This is a genomic window from Parendozoicomonas haliclonae, from assembly GCF_900174585.1.
Lineage (GTDB): Bacteria > Pseudomonadota > Gammaproteobacteria > Pseudomonadales > Endozoicomonadaceae > Sansalvadorimonas > Sansalvadorimonas haliclonae.
In genome coordinates, this window is record NZ_FWPT01000019.1 from 14,653 (window position 1) to 31,551 (window position 16,899).

The 16,899-nt window shown below is 46.1% G+C and carries 14 protein-coding genes; 4 read left to right on the forward strand and 10 right to left on the reverse strand.

The annotated features are described in order from the left end of the window. The 4 genes from rfbF to EHSB41UT_RS23620 form a co-directional block, all read right to left on the reverse strand. Entirely contained in the window at positions 1-774 is a 774-nt protein-coding gene (gene rfbF / locus EHSB41UT_RS23605) for a glucose-1-phosphate cytidylyltransferase (protein ID WP_087113335.1), read from the reverse strand. Next, positions 771-2,024 (reverse strand): flippase, encoded by a 1,254-nt coding sequence (locus EHSB41UT_RS23610; RefSeq protein ID WP_207626748.1) that lies wholly within the window; start codon positions 2,022-2,024, stop codon positions 771-773. The genes rfbF and EHSB41UT_RS23610 overlap by 4 nt, the downstream gene beginning before the upstream one ends. Positions 2,025-2,147: 123 nt before the next feature. Beyond that, the gene (locus tag EHSB41UT_RS23615) at positions 2,148-3,146 is read right to left on the reverse strand and encodes an NAD-dependent epimerase (protein ID WP_087113336.1); all 999 of its coding nucleotides are present in this window, start codon (positions 3,144-3,146) and stop codon (positions 2,148-2,150) included. Further along, positions 3,143-4,312 (reverse strand): nucleotide sugar dehydrogenase, encoded by a 1,170-nt coding sequence (locus EHSB41UT_RS23620; RefSeq protein WP_087113337.1) that lies wholly within the window; start codon positions 4,310-4,312, stop codon positions 3,143-3,145. Before EHSB41UT_RS23620 ends, EHSB41UT_RS23615 begins: the two co-directional genes overlap by 4 nt. A gap of 589 nt (positions 4,313-4,901) precedes the next feature. On the opposite strand from EHSB41UT_RS23620, the gene EHSB41UT_RS23625 reads away from it, so the two are divergent. Beyond that, a complete protein-coding gene (locus EHSB41UT_RS23625; RefSeq protein ID WP_133060648.1) occupies positions 4,902-6,113 on the forward strand; it encodes a Wzz/FepE/Etk N-terminal domain-containing protein in 1,212 nt (403 codons plus the stop codon). Positions 6,114-6,177: 64 nt separating this feature from the next. On the opposite strand, the gene pyk is transcribed toward EHSB41UT_RS23625, so the two are convergent. Together pyk and gap are read right to left on the reverse strand one after the other, a co-directional pair. Continuing rightward, positions 6,178-7,599 (reverse strand): pyruvate kinase, encoded by a 1,422-nt coding sequence (pyk, locus tag EHSB41UT_RS23630; protein ID WP_207626749.1) that lies wholly within the window; start codon positions 7,597-7,599, stop codon positions 6,178-6,180. A 393-nt stretch (positions 7,600-7,992) separates the two neighbouring features. Then, a complete protein-coding gene (gene gap / locus EHSB41UT_RS23635; protein ID WP_087113339.1) occupies positions 7,993-9,003 on the reverse strand; it encodes a type I glyceraldehyde-3-phosphate dehydrogenase in 1,011 nt (336 codons plus the stop codon). A gap of 218 nt (positions 9,004-9,221) precedes the next feature. Between gap and EHSB41UT_RS24680 the strand changes: the two genes are divergently transcribed. Continuing rightward, positions 9,222-9,395 (forward strand): hypothetical protein, encoded by a 174-nt coding sequence (locus tag EHSB41UT_RS24680; protein ID WP_165767390.1) that lies wholly within the window; start codon positions 9,222-9,224, stop codon positions 9,393-9,395. A 172-nt stretch (positions 9,396-9,567) separates the two neighbouring features. Further along, on the forward strand, positions 9,568-10,293 hold the full coding sequence (locus EHSB41UT_RS23640; protein ID WP_133060649.1) for a hypothetical protein: 726 nt from the start codon (positions 9,568-9,570) through the stop codon (positions 10,291-10,293). A gap of 82 nt (positions 10,294-10,375) precedes the next feature. Here EHSB41UT_RS23640 and eno read toward each other — a convergent pair whose 3' ends face one another. Further along, on the reverse strand, positions 10,376-11,662 hold the full coding sequence (eno, locus tag EHSB41UT_RS23645) for a phosphopyruvate hydratase (RefSeq protein WP_087113341.1): 1,287 nt from the start codon (positions 11,660-11,662) through the stop codon (positions 10,376-10,378). A gap of 443 nt (positions 11,663-12,105) precedes the next feature. On the opposite strand from eno, the gene EHSB41UT_RS23655 reads away from it, so the two are divergent. After that, positions 12,106-12,951 (forward strand): GntR family transcriptional regulator, encoded by an 846-nt coding sequence (locus EHSB41UT_RS23655; protein ID WP_242667403.1) that lies wholly within the window; start codon positions 12,106-12,108, stop codon positions 12,949-12,951. Positions 12,952-12,957: 6 nt separating this feature from the next. Here the strand turns inward: EHSB41UT_RS23655 and EHSB41UT_RS23660 are convergent, their stop codons facing one another. The 3 genes from EHSB41UT_RS23660 to EHSB41UT_RS23670 all read right to left on the reverse strand — a co-directional run. Next, positions 12,958-14,511 (reverse strand): AbgT family transporter, encoded by a 1,554-nt coding sequence (locus EHSB41UT_RS23660; RefSeq protein ID WP_087113343.1) that lies wholly within the window; start codon positions 14,509-14,511, stop codon positions 12,958-12,960. Between the two features lie 12 nt (positions 14,512-14,523). Further along, complete coding sequence (locus tag EHSB41UT_RS23665; RefSeq protein ID WP_133060650.1) at positions 14,524-16,623, reverse strand: hypothetical protein; 2,100 nt, start codon at positions 16,621-16,623, stop codon at positions 14,524-14,526. 180 nt (positions 16,624-16,803) lie between these two features. Further along, the coding region (locus EHSB41UT_RS23670) for an IS3 family transposase (protein ID WP_165767133.1) at positions 16,804-16,899 on the reverse strand (96 nt) is incomplete at its 5' end.

Genomic DNA, 16,899 nt, shown 5'->3' on the forward strand with positions numbered 1-16,899 from the left:
TTAACTCCAAATCTTCCATGGTGCGCTACCGCTTTGCCACAGATCTTCCAGCAAGTGTTTGTCTCGCAATGTATCCATTGGCTGCCAAAAACCTTTGTGCTTAAAAGCCATTAACTGATTTTGCTCAGCTAATTTCATTAATGGTTCCTGCTCCCAAGTGGTAGCGTCCCCTTCAATAAGGTCAATTACCTTTGGCGAAAGTACAAAGAATCCACCATTAATCATTGCACCATCACCTTTTGGCTTTTCTTTGAAACTTTTTACTGCATCTTTCTGAATATCGAGAGCTCCGAAACGCCCTGGAGGATATGTAGCCGTTAATGTAGCCTGCCTTCCATGTTCTTTATGGAATCTAATGCTCTCAGCGATATTAATATTGCCCACACCATCACCATAAGTAAAACAAAATGCTTCATCGTCTTTGATATATGAAGCCACTTGTTTAAGGCGCCCCCCAGTCATGGAATTTTCGCCTGTATCAACTAGGGTAACAGTCCAGGGTTCAGCTCGCTTATAATGCACTTCCATCTTATTATCTTTCATACTGAAAGTGATATCTGAGGTATGCAGAAAATAGTTTGCAAAATATTCTTTTATTAAATATCCCTTATACCCACAGCAAATTACAAAATCATTTATTCCATGGGAAGAATATATCTTCATTATGTGCCAAAGAATTGGTTTACCTCCAATTTCTACCATTGGCTTGGGTTTCAATGATGTCTCTTCACTTAATCTAGTTCCTAAGCCACCTGCTAATATTACTGCTTTCATAGCTTTCCTTTTTTAAATTTGAAAATCAAAAAAATGCCTAACATAATTGTTATTAACATCTCAACAAGAAGTATTGATACTGAAACCCCTACTGCTGCATATATAGGTGTTAAACAAAAAATCAATATCATTCCTAAAGCTGCACCAATTACAACAAACACACTGAATTCTTTTTTGTAGCCAAGATTAAGCATTGTCTGAATACCAAATATATTACTTAAGCAAATAATAAATGGTAAAAACGCCATTATTTTTAGTAGTAATATTGATTCAGCATATTGCCAACCTAGCATGATATTAACAATCTGATCAGCCAATACAAAAAGTACAGTCGATATCAAAAACATACCACCGCCAACTATCCATGTCGTTTTTTGTATAAAAGTTACACCTTCTTTTTGATTTTCATGCATTTTTTTTCCTATCATAGGATATATGGCTTGGGCTATAGGTGCATATAGCCCTTTAACTGCCTTCACAATTTTATCAGCTGCTGAAAAATATCCGACAATTGTATTATCAGTCAATAATCCCAAAATAAATGTCGTTGATATTGTGTAGAGACTTACAGCAATGCTAGAAAAAAATATGTGCCAACCTTCTTTTAATTGCTCCTTCAAAACCGATAAATTCTGCCAGATAAACTTCACATCGAATTCTTTCTTGATAATATAGAGTGAAATAATACCAGCGATCACATACCCCAATGAAGTTAACAAAGGAACAAGTAAATAGTCATCCTTATTTTGTACAAATATAAAAATACATATTGTAAAAAATGCTTTTGAACATATATTTAAATAAGTAATATATTTCATTCTTTCCATTCCTTGAAATAGCCAAACTGGAAAGATAACTTGCCCCAAAACCATACCAAAACTTAGATAATAAACCTCCCAATCTTGGTGGAACTTGTTAAAGCTTAGAACCAATACTGACATCAAAATCAAACTAATAATCATTAGTGTTATCTTGATAATCATTACCGCACTGAATATCTCGTTCACTTTGTATGTATTATCTCGATAGATCGAAATTTGCCTTGTCGCTGATAAGTTGAACCCATAGTCTGTAATCAGCATAAAATACATACTTGTCGCGGTACCAAACGCCAATAACCCAAATAGATCAGGTCCTAACACCCGCACTAAGTAAGGTATTGTTAGCAAAGGCAATATGTAGTTTGCACCTTGTAATACACTTAAAGAAAAGATATTAATTACTAATCGTTTTTTTTCTTTGTTACCCAAGAACTTATTTTTAAAATTCGTTATCATCATTCCAAGCCGACAACAATTCTGAGATCTAAACCGCGCTATGGTCAATACAAACCCACCGGCCTAGGCCGGTGGGTGTAAGTTCAAGGCTAGAGTTCATTGATACCATCTAGAAAACCAAGTTACGAAACGGCTCATTGTTTCTTCCAAAGGAATTATTGGTTTGAAATCAATAGTACTGATTAAATCATCGACATCAGCGTATGTTGCAAACACATCACCAGCCTGCATAGGTAAATAGTTTTTTTTCGCTTTTTTTCCGCTAGCATCTTCAATCGCCTGTATAAAATCCATTAACTTAACAGGCTGATTATTTCCAATGTTATATAATCTGTATGGCGCTGAACTACGGCTAGGATTGTCGTTACTAAAACCTTCAACTCCCTCTGGAATCACATCCTGAATACGAATAATCCCTTCGAGAATATCTTCAATATCAGTAAAGTCTCTTTTCAACTCCCCATTGTTATACACATCAATCGGTGAACCTTCCATTATGGCTTTTGTAAACTTCCACGCAGCCATATCAGGTCTACCCCATGGCCCATTTACCGTAAAAAAGCGAAGCCCTGTAGTTGGAATATTATAAAGATGTGAATAACTATGAGCCATCAACTCATTAGATTTTTTAGTTGCTGCATAGAGGGAGACAGGATGATCCACAGCATCCTGTGTGGAGTATGGCATTTTGCTATTCATGCCATAAACTGAACTGGAAGAAGCATATACTAGATGCTCAATAGCATTATATCGACACCCTTCCAATATGGTCATCATTCCAACCAGATTACTATCAACATAGGCCATAGGATTCTGAAGAGAGTATCGAACTCCGGCCTGAGCCCCTAAATGAATCACTCGTTGAAAGTTACTGGAACGAAACAATTCAGCTATACCCTCACGATCAGAAAGATCCATTCGAGCAAACCGAAAGTTAGGATAGGGCTTTAACTGCTCAAGACGAGCATGCTTAAGACGAGGATCGTAATAATCGTTAAGGTTATCAATTCCAGTAACTTCGTGGCCAAGTTCGCAGAGTCTTCTCGACACATAAAAACCAATAAAGCCAGCTGCGCCTGTTACTAAGTACTTCATGAATCAATTCCAAAAATATCACGTGTGTAGATTTTCTCAGCGACATCACTCAATTCGCCATCCAGGCGGTTAGCAATAATCACATCACTTATTGATTTAAATTCAACCAGATCATCAACGACTTCAGAATGATAAAACTCTTTATCCTCTAAAACAGGTTCATAGACAACGACCTCAATCCCTTTGGCTTTTATCCGTTTCATTACTCCCTGGATCGCCGAGGCTCTAAAGTTATCAGAACCCGCTTTCATCACCAAACGGTAAATACCAACAACCCTTGGATTTCTACGAATTATTGAGTCAGCGATAAAATCTTTTCTTGTCGAATTTGCATCCACAATTGCTTTAATCAGATTGTTTGGCACGTCCTTATAGTTAGCTAATAATTGTTTGGTATCTTTTGGAAGACAGTACCCGCCATAACCAAAGCTTGGATTGTTATAGTGACTACCTATGCGAGGATCCAGACCGACTCCCTCAATAATCTGCCTGGAATCTATTCCATGGGTTTCGCAGTAAGTATCTAGCTCATTAAAGTAGGCAACCCGAAGTGCCAAGTATGTATTTGAAAAAAGCTTAACCGCCTCTGCTTCCGTACTATCGGTAAAAAGTACTGGTATATCTTCTTTTATTGCTCCTTCAGTCAGCAGACTAGCAAAAAACTTGGCTCTCTCTGTTTGCTCTCCAACTATTACTCTTGATGGATAGAGGTTGTCATAAAGAGCTTTCCCTTCACGCAAAAATTCCGGAGAAAACATAATATTTTCACAGCCTAACTCCAGTTTGATCTGCTTAGTAAATCCTACAGGAACTGTTGACTTTATCACCATCACGGCTTGAGGATTTATTTCCATCACATCTTTGATAACAGCTTCAACACTTTTGGTATTAAAATAATTCGTCTCTGGATCGTAATCAGTTGGCGTTGCGATAATTACAAAGTCTGCTTCTTTATATGCGTCCTGCTTATCCAGCGTAGCTCTAAAATTTAGTTTTTTTTCGCTTAAGAAATGTTCAATCTCAGCATCAACAATAGGTGACTGCTTGTCGTTAAGCATCGTAACCTTTTCAGGAACGACATCAAGAGCAACAACCTCGTTATGCTGGGCCAATAGCATTGCATTTGAAAGCCCAACATAACCTGTTCCAGCTATAGCAATTTTCATTCAGATTCCATAATAAAAGTTCAGTCTACCATTGCGAGCTAAAAACTATTTCCTGCTGACGCTGAAGACTGTATTACTGATGATCAATGAGACAGTAGCTATACATACCGCTCTATGAGACTAATATCTCAACGAAGATGATACCTGGTCGTAAAAAAAGCAGTCATCACCAGCCAGCAATGATGACTTTCATCGAACCTAAAAATACGGGAAAATCCTCGCTGCTCTATGATAAAAATCTCTTATTACTTTTTTGGCACTTTGAGGAGAGGTCTACAAGTTTGTGCGGGAGAATCAAAGGTCAAGCGAACTGCGGCCCTGAGTTCAAATTTCAACAATGCTACCGCCCTTCAGTTCACACTCTCACTGAAAAGCCCGCTTCAAAATTTCTTGTGATAGCCTTGTTTGTTGGGTGGCGTATGTTACACCTTCCCTCTCATCAGAACCACTTTTGCTGCGTAAAAATCCCCTTCACCTTCTACTCATTGACATATCTTGTAGTCCGCCAGTGACAACTCTTACACATTCAAATCAAAGCATTTATCATTACTTCATCCACTTACCTACTCACAACAGATACGGTTTTCTCTTGAATACACCTTCCAACGCCAGCCATATAACATCGGATCCTGACCGATTGATGTACCCTCAATACCCACACAGCATGCAGGATGACGAGATCGACCTCTTTGAACTCGCCTCAAAACTATGGGCACGTAAGCTAACTATTGCAGGATTGACTGCTGCAGTTGCCATAGCAGCTGTGATTATTGCGCTCATAATTCCTCCCACTTGGCAGTCAGAAGCGCGAATATACAAGGCAACCTCAACAGAGCTAGCTCCTCTGCACTCCATTCAGCAGCAGATGGGCATAGCACCAACAACTTCCGATGAGTCTTTTTCTGTTTTTAATCGCTACCTGAACTCTCCATCCACTCTTCGCTCAGTATTTGAAGCAAGTGGTTTAGCTATGCAAGCACTTGAAGCATCAGATAGCGCCAATGCAGATGCTCTACTAGCAGCTAACTTCAAGGACTTCTCTAAAGATCTCGCTATTAAAAGATCAGATGCCAAGAAGGATGGCGATGAATATACAAACGTTAGCTATGAGTCCAACGATCAAGCTTTCTCAGCAAGCCTTATAAACGACTACCTGCTACCAGCGGCTCAACAGCGTACCGTTACAGAACTATCTGGGTCACTTTCAAGCGCCCTTGCACAACAAATATCTCAAATCAATCGCAATATCGAGACCATTGAGAGTAAGTTTGTTCAAACCGTGAACTTAGACATTATGAAATCTGAGCAAGCACTCGCTCTAGCTCAAAGAGGCGGTATCAGTACCCTCTCTACAGACCGCTTTACTCGGATAACAGATGAGACCCTATTTCAGCTAGGCACAAACATTCTTTCAAAGAAGCTTGAACAACAGAGAACTCTACTTGATCAGTATCGCCTAATAAGCACCCCAAAGGCAGGTGACACTGACAAGCCTCTTCTTAGTGAAGTAATACCTCTCTACCTGAAATTGCAAAACCTCAAGGCCTTAGATACACGTCTTGAAAACTTGAAACCTGTCAATATTGATGAACCAGCGATGGTCCCAGCAACCCCGATTAAACCCAAGAAAACCCTAATCGTTGCTCTTGGAATAGTTCTCGGCGGCATGCTGGGTGTATTCGTCGCACTCATCCAAATCGCTATAGCCAACCGAAAAGAAAAGCAACGCATTAATGTTGGCGCTATTACTCCCACTCAAACCTTAACACCGGAGCAAGAGATGGAAGCTCTTCGCAAATAATTCAATATGCACCTACAAAAAAGGCAGAGGATAAACCCCTGCCTTTTTTACACACCAAACATTATTAAACAGTCAGAATCTTCAGCACATTTGTATCGCTGTTGCTGGTACCACGGGTCAGCAGCACCTTATCACCCTTCTCTACCACACCAGTCGCCAGAACCTTCTCAATCGCCTTCTGCTCCACTTCCGGACTGTCAGAGCTGATATCAAATGGCAGGCAGTGCACACCACGGTACAGTGCCAGACGGCGAGTAGTTGATTCTTTACGACTCAGAGCAAAGATTGGCAGGGCAGAGTTGATGCGAGACATCCACAGCGCAGTCTGGCCAGACTTGGACAGACAGATAATCGCCTTAACGCCTTCCTGGTGGTTTGCAGCGTACATGGCTGCCATGGCGATGGTTTCATCGGTGCGCTCGAAGGTGCAATCCATGCGGTGATGAGAAACCTTTGCTGCTGGCTGGCCTTCTGCTGCACGAGCGATGCGCCCCATGGCTTCAACAACACCGTGCGGACATACGCCTGTTGCAGTTTCTGCAGACAGCATGACTGCATCAGTACCATCCAGCACAGCGTTTGCTACGTCGAACACTTCTGCGCGAGTCGGCAGAGTGTTTTCGATCATGGATTCCATCATCTGGGTCGCGGTAATAACCGGACGGTTCAGACGACGAGCCATTTCAATCATGGTCTTCTGAACACCAACCAGCTCGGCATCCCCGATTTCTACACCCAGGTCACCACGGGCAACCATGATCGCATCGGAAGCCAGAATAACTTCTTCCAATTTACCTGGAACATTGATGACTTCAGCACGCTCGATCTTGGACAGAATCGCTGCGTGACCGCCTGCAGCTTCCAGCAGCTGACGTGCTTCTTCCAGATCTTCTTTGCAACGTACAAAGCTGACTGCCAGATAATCTACACCGATCTTGGCAGCAGTCTTGATATCTTCCTTGTCTTTGTCAGTCAGAGCTGCAGCAGACAGACCACCGCCCTGCAGGTTGATACCCTTGTTGTTGGACAAGATGCCACCGGTCAGGATTTTGCAACGCAGCTGCGGGCCATCAATGGAAAGTACTTCCAGGCTCAGGCGACCATCGTCCAGCAGAAGAACGTCGCCAGTCTTACAATCGTTTGGCAGGCCTTTGTAGGCAATACCAACAGCCTGCGCAGTACCTTCGTCACGCTCCAGATCCGCATCCAGGGTGAAGATTTCACCTGGAACCAGAGTTACCTTGCCTTCTTTAAAGCGCGCGATACGAATCTTTGGGCCCTGCAAGTCCCCCAGGATGGCAACGTTCTTGCCTTGGGCTGCAGCAATTTCACGCACCAGCTCAGCGCGAGCCATATGCTCTTCCGGCTCACCGTGGGAGAAGTTCATACGAACAACGTTAACGCCAGCAGCAATCAGCTTTTCCAGCGATTCGCGGCTCTCACTGGCAGGGCCCAGCGTGGCTACAATCTTTGTACGTCTCAACATCACAAGACTCCAGATACTTCGTTCAGGATTTTGGGGGTCTGTTGACGTTTGATGATGCGACTCAGTGAGACTGTAACCGGCTTATCGTTAGAAAGGGTTGTGAAAATCGTAGTTGCTCTACATTAAACAAACCTGACGCAGCGAGAAACCGTTTACAGCCTCACCCGAAGGGCTTTTCCGAGAGCTTCCATGGCGTCGTTACAGTGATTTGAAAGGCAATAAGCATTCCTTCATCACTGCGCCTAGCCCTGAAAGCTCTCGGAAAAGCTGAGTGCGATCAGCAAACGTCAACAGACCCTTGAATTTATAAACAAAAAAAGAGGGGAAAAATGGTAACCATTTATTCCCCTCCATCACATCATGACTTACTTAAAGCGTCGCAAGGCGTGCAGCTTAAGCGTTCATCAGAGCTTTGGCGGTATCGAGCATACGGTTGGAGAAGCCCCACTCGTTGTCGTACCAGCTCATAACCTTAACCAGACGACCCTGTACGCGAGTCTGGGTAGCGTCGAAGTTAGAAGAGAATGCGCTGTGGTTGAAGTCACTGGAAACCAGTGGCTGAGTATTGATGCCCAGCACAGTCTTCATAGCTTCGCTGGAAGCTGCAGCTTTAGCGATAATTTCGTTAACTTCTTCAACAGTGGTCTCACGGCCAGCGATGAAGCTCAGGTCAACCAGAGATACGTTAGCGGTAGGAACACGAACCGCCATACCATCGAACTTGCCCTTCAGCTCAGGAACAACCAGACCAACAGCAGCAGCTGCGCCAGTTGCGGTTGGGATCATGTTCAGTGCAGCAGCACGGGCACGGTACAGGTCAGAGTGGTATACGTCAGTCAGAACCTGGTCGTTGGTGTAAGCGTGGATGGTGGTCATCACACCAGACTCAATGCCCAGCTCTTCGTTCAGAGGCTTGGCGATAGGAGCCAGACAGTTGGTGGTGCAGGAAGCGTTAGAGATAACGGTCATGCCGGAAGTCAGAACGTCTTCGTTCACACCGAATACTACGGTAGCGTCAACGTCTTTCTCGCCTGGAGCAGAGATAATAACTTTCTTGGCGCCGGCGTCCAGGTGTGGCTGGCACTTGGCCTTGGAACGGAAGATACCGGTACATTCAAAAACTACGTCAACTTTCAGGTCGCCCCAAGGCAGTTCAGCAGGGTTACGCTGAGACAGAACCTTGATTTCGTCACCGTTTACGAACATTGCGCCTTCGCCCTGCTCAACCTGCGCATTGAAGCGGCCGTGAACAGTGTCGTACTTGGTCAGGTGGGTGTTGATCTTGGCATCGCCCAGGTCGTTGATGGCAACGATCTTGAACTCGTCAGTACGGCCGCTCTCGTACAGGGCACGCAGAACGTTACGACCGATACGTCCATAACCGTTAATAGCAATACGGATCATTTTCGAGCTCTCACTATCCAGTTAGTTCACTACCAGGGCTCTGCTTGTGGCATTCAACCCTGACACAAATCCCGGTTAGCGCTTAACGGTTGTCTGCCAAGGCTAACCTGATAAAGCTGATATCGGCCGTGCTACCAATTACCACTGCCAATACTGAAGGGAAGCCCTTTCTGCCTGCTGCCGGGGTACTCATTTATCACCACTGAACAGCTCAAGCCATGGGCGAAGCGCGAGGCTTCCCGGGAATCCTTTCGTTGCCTCAGCCTTATAAGGCTGCGCCGCAACTGCCATCTCTATTCCAGAACAACCAGTGTAGTTCGATTCTGGAACAGCACCGTATCATGCACACCCTTTATCAGGGGCTATGGCAGCATACCTTTCGGACACTCTGACAACACAAAGAATGGTATTACATTGGTACACACAAAACCATTGACTCGCATCAACCCCCATACCAATAAACAATCGAAGCATACAGACTGACCATATATAAGTGTCTGGCATTACAAAACTATGGCAATGGCTTACATTTGTATAAGGGACACACTATACGGACAGGGATTCATGCCCCCAAAGGTAGGCCATACCAGCACACAGCCGGTCCACAACAGACCATCACTTGGTAAGGCACTCAAGGCGCTGAAAAGTGCCCGCCATGCTCATAGAAAAGTGATGATTCAGCAGAATCCCAAAAAGTTCATGCCCACAAGCTGGGGCAAGGTTCAGAACCTTGTCACTCTCAAGAAGTTCGCCTCAATAACCGCCCTCCCTCCATCGGACGTAAAACACAAGCTTGCTGCACCGGTTAACAAGCAGCCTGTTGATCCACTGCCTTCAGGGCTCAAAGACCTACGCGCCGAGAATGACCGTGAAGAATCACGTATTTTAAAGGAGCTGGAAGACCTTCCAGCCCCTCCCACAACGAAACCTAAAATCAGAAAATCCCAAGCCACAGAGGCTCCTCCAAGGATTTACCTGCCACTTGAAAAGTCGGAAATTGAGGAAAGCCTGAAAGAGGTGAAATCGGTTCGTGACCTTGTGGATCTTTGGAACCACATCAACACTGGGTCTGGGAAAAAGTTTTTATCATTGGGGGACAGATTGGAGCTCAAGCAAAAATTCCCCGGCCGACTGAACATGGTTAGCAGACAGCCTGGCCAAGCCAAGCTCATTTCCCCCAAAATCATTGAAACCATGATTCCGCAAAAAAAGTTACAGGGTGAAATAGCCAGACAGATTCTTGATCAAAAAACAGCCCAGGCCAACGAGGAAAGAAGAAATCAGCAGTAGTCCGCCATAACACACCACATAGCAAAAGCCCCGCTACTCATACGAGTAGCGGGGCTTTCTTTAACCGGGGTGCGAAATTCGATTACTTGAATTCAGCCATGCCACGGTATGGAGCTTTTTCGCCCAGAGCTTCTTCGATGCGCAGCAGCTGGTTGTACTTGCACACACGGTCGGTACGGCACAGGGAACCAGTCTTGATCTGGCCCGCAGCAGTACCAACAGCCAGGTCGGCAATGGTAGCGTCTTCAGTTTCACCAGAACGGTGAGAGATTACCGCAGTGTAGCCAGCGTCTTTAGCCATCTTGATCGCTTCCAGAGTTTCGGTCAGGGAACCGATCTGATTCAGCTTGATCAGGATAGAGTTGGCAATACCTTTGTCGATACCTTCTTTCAGGATCTTGGTGTTGGTTACGAACAGGTCATCACCAACGATCTGGATCTTGTCACCCAGCAGTTTGGTCTGGTAAGCGAAACCATCCCAGTCAGATTCGTCCAGACCATCTTCGATAGAGATGATCGGGAACTCTTCAGCCAGGGAAGCCAGGAAGTCGGAGAACTCGTTGGAAGAGAAGGTCTTACCTTCGCCTTTCAGGTTGTAAACACCATTCTCGTAGAACTCGGAAGCTGCGCAGTCCAGAGCCAGAGTGATGTCAGTGCCCAGCTTGTAGCCAGCTTTCTCAACTGCTTCCTTAATAACGGCCAGAGCATCAGCGTTGGAAGCCAGGTTAGGCGCGAAGCCACCTTCGTCACCAACCGCAGTGTTCATGCCTTTCTTGCTCAAAACGCTCTTCAGATTGTGGAATACTTCCGCACCCATGCGCAGAGCTTCAGCGAAGTTCTTGGCGCCAACAGGCTGGATCATGAATTCCTGAATGTCGACGTTGTTGTCAGCATGCTCACCACCATTGATGATGTTCATCATTGGTACTGGCATGGAGTACTGACCGGAAGTACCGTTCAGGTCAGCAATGTGCTGGTACAGAGGGATGTTTTTAGCAGCGGCAGCAGCTTTGGCAGCAGCCAGGGAAACGGCCAGGATGGCATTTGCGCCAAACTTGCTCTTGTTCTCGGTGCCGTCCAGCTCGATCATCTTGCCGTCCAGACCACGCTGGTCTGCAGCATCAAAGCCGATCAGGGCTTCACGGATAGGGCCGTTAATGTTGCCAACAGCCTTCAGTACGCCCTTGCCCATGTAGCGGGAAGCATCGCCATCACGCAGTTCCAGCGCTTCACGGGAACCAGTGGAAGCACCGGATGGGGAGCATGCGCGACCCATGTGACCACTTTCCAGGATCACATCAGCTTCAACTGTTGGGTTACCACGTGAGTCAAGAACCTCACGGCCACGGATTTCTACGATCTTGGTCATCACTATTCTCCAATCGTTTACTGCCCGGCCTGGTAGAAAGGCACCCTCACAACTTCAACGCGCTCTCAACACACTCACAGCACACGCGGACTGTGCAAAACTGCGCGCGAACCCGATCAGACCACTTTCTGGCCACGGTAAGGCAGGCTGGTAAGGCAATGTGCGCAGGATAATACCTATAATGCTCCACTCATGCACTACAGCCAGCCAATTTCCAACCATTCCAATTGATATTTATCAAATAAAATTGCGATTAAATGCGTTTTTAAACAATTACGAGGAAATATACCTACAAATTGGTATTATCCAATTTCAACAAATTAAGCATGACGCTTTGCATCTTCACCTGGATTTGTGGCTACCTCTCAAAGTTATTAATCCGATGCTTAGAATTGAACCTGCCCAAGCATAGAAACAGGCAGGCTATCTGTCAGACTTATAAAATGAGCAATTACATTTTCACTGCAGAGAACATCATGACTGCCACCACTGCAGATAACCCGGCCACCAGCGCCACTGAGTTTAGCGAAACAGATAAGGCAAGCAGCCAAAACGCTTTTATCTCCCGCATTTTTGGCGAACCGAACTCACTCAAAGACAGTGCCACTCCGCTCTACCTGCAACTTCAAAGCCTGATTCAACAGGCAATAGACTGTGGAACTCTTGAACGAGGCTCTGCGCTTCCGGCAGAACGGGAAATAGCCCAGTACATGAAAGTTTCCCGGGTGACGGTAAAACGTGCTATCAGTGAACTGGTCACTGAAGGCCTGCTTGTTCAGCGACAAGGGGCCGGTACTTTTGTTGCCGAGCGAATGGTTCATAAGTTGGATCGCCTCAACAGTTTCTCCGAAGTTATCGAGTCTGTTGCCAAACATCCGGACTCCCTCTGGATTGAACGTGGTATCGGCCTGGCTAACAGGGAAGAACAAACACGATTGGAGCTGCCTTCCGGCGCTGAGGTTGTGCGCATGTTTCGCGTGCGTATGGCGGACGAAACGCCCGTAGCTCTGGAATATGCAGTTGTACCTCGTCGCTTTCTGGATAATCCATTTGAAGTCACAGGCTCGCTCTATGAGGCACTGGCAAGAGCCGGCAGTCGTCCGGTAAAAGCGGTACAAAAGCTACGTGCTGTCGCTTTGGAAGAGACCTTTGCCGACTACCTGAATATTGATGCAGGCATCCCTGTTATCGTTATGGAAAGACGTGGTTTCCTTGCCGACAACACACCTGTTGAATACAGCCGTTCTCACTTCCTCGGCGACACTTTCGAGTTTGAGGCGGAAGTCTAATCAGCCCTAAAAACCAAGTGGCCACCTCATAACAAAGAACACCACCAGCAGTGCCGTCCAACTTACAAGAAAAACCGCGGTATAAGGCCACATAATGCTGATCAAATCGCCTGGAGAAAGATCCGGGCGATAGCGGCGCATAAACGACAACACCACTCCTGCATAGGTCATCATCGGCGTCACAATATTGGTTGATGAGTCAGCTACCCGAAATGCGGCCGCTACAATATCCGGCGTCATGGTCGCGCTAACCTGATACAGCATCGGCACAAAGATGGGCCCCAGAAGCATCCACTTGGATGTCAGACCACCGACAAATAAATTAATGACACCCGTTGTAAGAATAAAACCGATCAACAGCAGTACCGGCCAGGACTGCAGGCCAAGAATCTGAAGACCTCTTGCCCCCAGCCAGGTAATCCAGGCACCCAGCCCGCTGTAGTTAAGAAGTGACAGAAAGTTATAACAGAAAAACGTCAGCACCAGGATATAGCCCATGGTGTCCATCTGTTTGGTCATCGCAATAACAATATCCGATGCCTTTGTAAAACGCCGAGTTCCTATTCCGAAACAGATACCACAGATCGCAAACACCAGAGTGATCAGCAAAATCACATTATTCAGCCATGGTGTAATCTTTTTGCCATCCGGACCATAGAAGGAGGCCAGCGGCCCCTGACATAACCATGTCACCAGCACCGCAGAAATAATCAATCCAACCAGCGCCCACTTCAGCCCATGATGATCAAGAGCGCTGAGCGAGAAATCTCCCTGCTCTTCTTCACCGGCATTCCACTCTTTATCCCGCCAGTTCTTATCAACAACCAGCCGGGTGATAAGACCACCACAAATGGTTAGCAGAAAGGTAGAAGCAACGATAAACCAGTAATGCATTGTGGCTGGCTGCAGTGGCGTCCCATCGATGCGCGTGAAAGGTACGCCCTGCTGCTCGGCGAATAACCGGGCATTCATACCGATAATGACATCTATGGGTGTTGCCGGAATAAGATTGGCGCTAAAGCCGGCCGAGACACCGGCAAAAGCCGCAGCCATGCCAACAATAGGATTCTTGCCCATACCGGCATAAAGCATACCAGCCAGAGGTATAAGGATCAGGTATCCGGCATCGCTGGCCAGGCTGCTCATAATCCCCAGAAACACAAGCAAGGCGGGAAGCCAGCGTTCATTGAGCTGCAGGGCCACCTTTTTTATTAAAGCTGCCAACAACCCACTCTCTTCGGCAATGCCCACGCCCAGCATGACAACCAGAATCACGCCAAGCACACCGCCACCAAACGCCAGCCAGTTCTGCAACACGGCATTCTGAAAGATCCAGAAAATACCCTCATAGGAAAACATATTCCGGATCGTATGAACCGATGTCTCACCATTGGCTGCCGGGGTAACGAAACTTGTCCCGCCCAATGAGGCAGAGACAATCAGACAAACAACATACAGAAAGATAAAGATTATGACCGGGTCGGGTATTGCATGCCCAACACGCTCAAAAAAGGAGCGGGCTGAAACGCCCGCTGTGGGGGTAAGATCTGGAGAAGACATATAAACCACTCACTACTCTTCGATCCGTTTCCACATTGCAATATCAAAGTTTCCACTTCGCACAACACTTACAGATACAGGTTCTCGTTCACCACTCTCTGGATTCAGATGGAACATATCACCCTCATCGGATAATCCCAGCCAGACCACCGGATCAAAGTCAGCTTTGATCATATCACTCAGCATCACATTTCCTCTGGCTTTCAGCTTTTTATACACCCAGTCCTTACCATCAGCTCCGTCAACAAGAACCGTTAACAATCCCTGCAACCATTCGCTCCACACTACGGGAGCCAGCCCTTCGTATTGCAGATTTGTCTCGCCATAGGGCATAAACCGGAAGGCTACCCCATCACGTTCCTTAGACTGGTCAGCCAACGGGACATAAACCTTTTTCGAGAGCTTTTTTCCTGTTGATTTATCATTCACCTGCAGATCAGCACTTAATAACAACGCATCTTTACTGGCCTTCAGACTTTTTGCTTTTGAATCAGGCGTGTTGAGCACCAGAGTGAAGAGCTCATCCGACTCACGAAACAACAGCGTTTCGCCGAGTTCCTCAGGCTTGGCATACATGCGATAGGTCAGAGATTTGAGAAGGTCATCTTCTATTACAGCCTCCTGCCTTACGGCACCGGCCCATGACTTCCCATATTGATCCCAAACCGGTTGCATTCGACTGTAATAGGTGTGGGGTAACTCAGGATCTTTCATCCAAACATGGTCGTATTGGGGATCCCCCTCGTCCTGCGCAAAATATGTTCTCACCCCCTTGGCGGTGGCTGGAGGATTTTTAAAGAGTCGTAAAAATCTCCACAGGCAGTCACGACATCTTCGACAGGAACGGCTTGATGTTTTGGCAGGAAAATACTGCGCAAGGTTAATAACCACAGGGGCTGAATCAACTCGGGCAGAAGATACCCGCTGCTGGTCCTGCTGTTTTGTTGTTTTTGTATAACGTGTTTTCTCTGTAACCGTTTTGACACTATGATAGCGCCCACCTAAAGCCCCCTGCTCACCGGAAGACTCTTCCGTGGCTGTTGTATCATGGCCAGACATTGCAGCGGCATGATCAATTCGCTCCTGAGCCTCCGCCGAGCTGATCCTTTCCGTTCTTATACGACGACTGATTCCAGTTTTGATGCCATATTGAGCGCCGTCGACAGGTACGTACTCTTCACCATCTGGTGTTTTAGCCAGCACCTCTGCAAACTTGACGGCCTTTATCTTTCCAACAATCTGCTCCCGCTTCTTACTGGACTTGGCTTTGTTGAGTGCGTCTTGGGCGCTCTGCTGCTTGTCTTGAAGATCCTTCAGACGTTTCTCTTCGTTCTCCGCTTCTTCTTTTTTACTCTCAGCCTCTGTCGTCAGCGTTGCAATGCGTGGTTTTTCCGCAGCTTCCAGCTTTTTCAGCTCATCCGCATATTTATTAGCTAATGCCTCTTTTTTTGATGTTAAGGACTGCTGGGCTTGCTCTTGCAGCAAGGCTTTGAGCTCTGCATCGGCTTTAAGGCTGCTTACCACCTTTTGTTTGGACAAGAAGTCTTCTTCGGCTTTATCGTAATCACTCTGCACGCGCTGAAATAATCGATCCTGCTCTTCTATCTCCCTGACCAAAAGGTCCACATATTTTTTATTGTCGACCACATCTTCCAAGTCTTTGAGCTGACCGTTTAATTCTTTTTTCTTTCTCAGGATATCTTGTTTTTGCTTCTCTAATTCACTCTGCTTTTGTTTATGGGCCTGGTTCAGAGCAGCAAGCTCCTGCTGATGTATTTTCTCTGTTTCTTTTTTATCATCCTCCAGTTTCTTTCTTGCTGCTTCCGCATCCCTGACAGCCTGCTGGACCAAGGCAAATTTCTTTTTATTGGCTTCAGCATCTTCATTAAGTATCTCTACAAGGTGCTTGGTATTTGTTTCCGTTCTCAGAACATGCACCACACGCTCGGTGGCTAGTACTTTCTCTGGCGCTACGACTTCACCCGGAATATGTGTTGTTTTCACTGGAGCACGCGAGACCCCTGCTCCTCCTTTCTCTCCCCCTTTCGCGCCATAAGCCACCACATGCCAGCCAATCAGCAGTAATACCAAAAACCACCTTATGTTCTTCATACAGTCTCCGGCGACTCAAGCAGCAAAGCAGAATTCAGCCATGCAGGTTAGCAAAGGGTCTTGGAACATCAATTTGGCGGAAGAGCTGTTAACCGGAGCAGCTCATTGCATAGACGACAATAAAAAAGAGGCCCGGTGTCTTTTAAAACTGAAGTGACCCCATAAAGTTGGACACTTTGGTTAAGCGGCTTGCAAGGCCTGACTTCGGCACTCCGCCGGCGTCAGGCCTTTTAGTTTCACCTTGATACGTCGCGTATTGTAATACGTGATGTATTC

Excerpts from the sequence above, each read along its gene's own strand:
- rfbF (WP_087113335.1), bottom strand. The coding sequence starts at position 774 with ATGAAAGCAGTAATATTAGCAGGTGGCTTAGGAACTAGATTAAGTGAA.
- EHSB41UT_RS23615 (WP_087113336.1), bottom strand. The coding sequence starts at position 3,146 with ATGAAGTACTTAGTAACAGGCGCAGCTGGCTTTATTGGTTTTTATGTG.
- EHSB41UT_RS23620 (WP_087113337.1), bottom strand. The coding sequence starts at position 4,312 with ATGAAAATTGCTATAGCTGGAACAGGTTATGTTGGGCTTTCAAATGCA.
- pyk (WP_207626749.1), bottom strand. The coding sequence starts at position 7,599 with ATGTTGAGACGTACAAAGATTGTAGCCACGCTGGGCCCTGCCAGTGAG.
- gap (WP_087113339.1), bottom strand. The coding sequence starts at position 9,003 with ATGATCCGTATTGCTATTAACGGTTATGGACGTATCGGTCGTAACGTT.
- EHSB41UT_RS24680 (WP_165767390.1), top strand. The coding sequence starts at position 9,222 with ATGGGCGAAGCGCGAGGCTTCCCGGGAATCCTTTCGTTGCCTCAGCCT.
- EHSB41UT_RS23640 (WP_133060649.1), top strand. The coding sequence starts at position 9,568 with ATGCCCCCAAAGGTAGGCCATACCAGCACACAGCCGGTCCACAACAGA.
- eno (WP_087113341.1), bottom strand. The coding sequence starts at position 11,662 with ATGACCAAGATCGTAGAAATCCGTGGCCGTGAGGTTCTTGACTCACGT.
- EHSB41UT_RS23655 (WP_242667403.1), top strand. The coding sequence starts at position 12,106 with ATGAGCAATTACATTTTCACTGCAGAGAACATCATGACTGCCACCACT.
- EHSB41UT_RS23660 (WP_087113343.1), bottom strand. The coding sequence starts at position 14,511 with ATGTCTTCTCCAGATCTTACCCCCACAGCGGGCGTTTCAGCCCGCTCC.
- EHSB41UT_RS23665 (WP_133060650.1), bottom strand. The coding sequence starts at position 16,623 with ATGAAGAACATAAGGTGGTTTTTGGTATTACTGCTGATTGGCTGGCAT.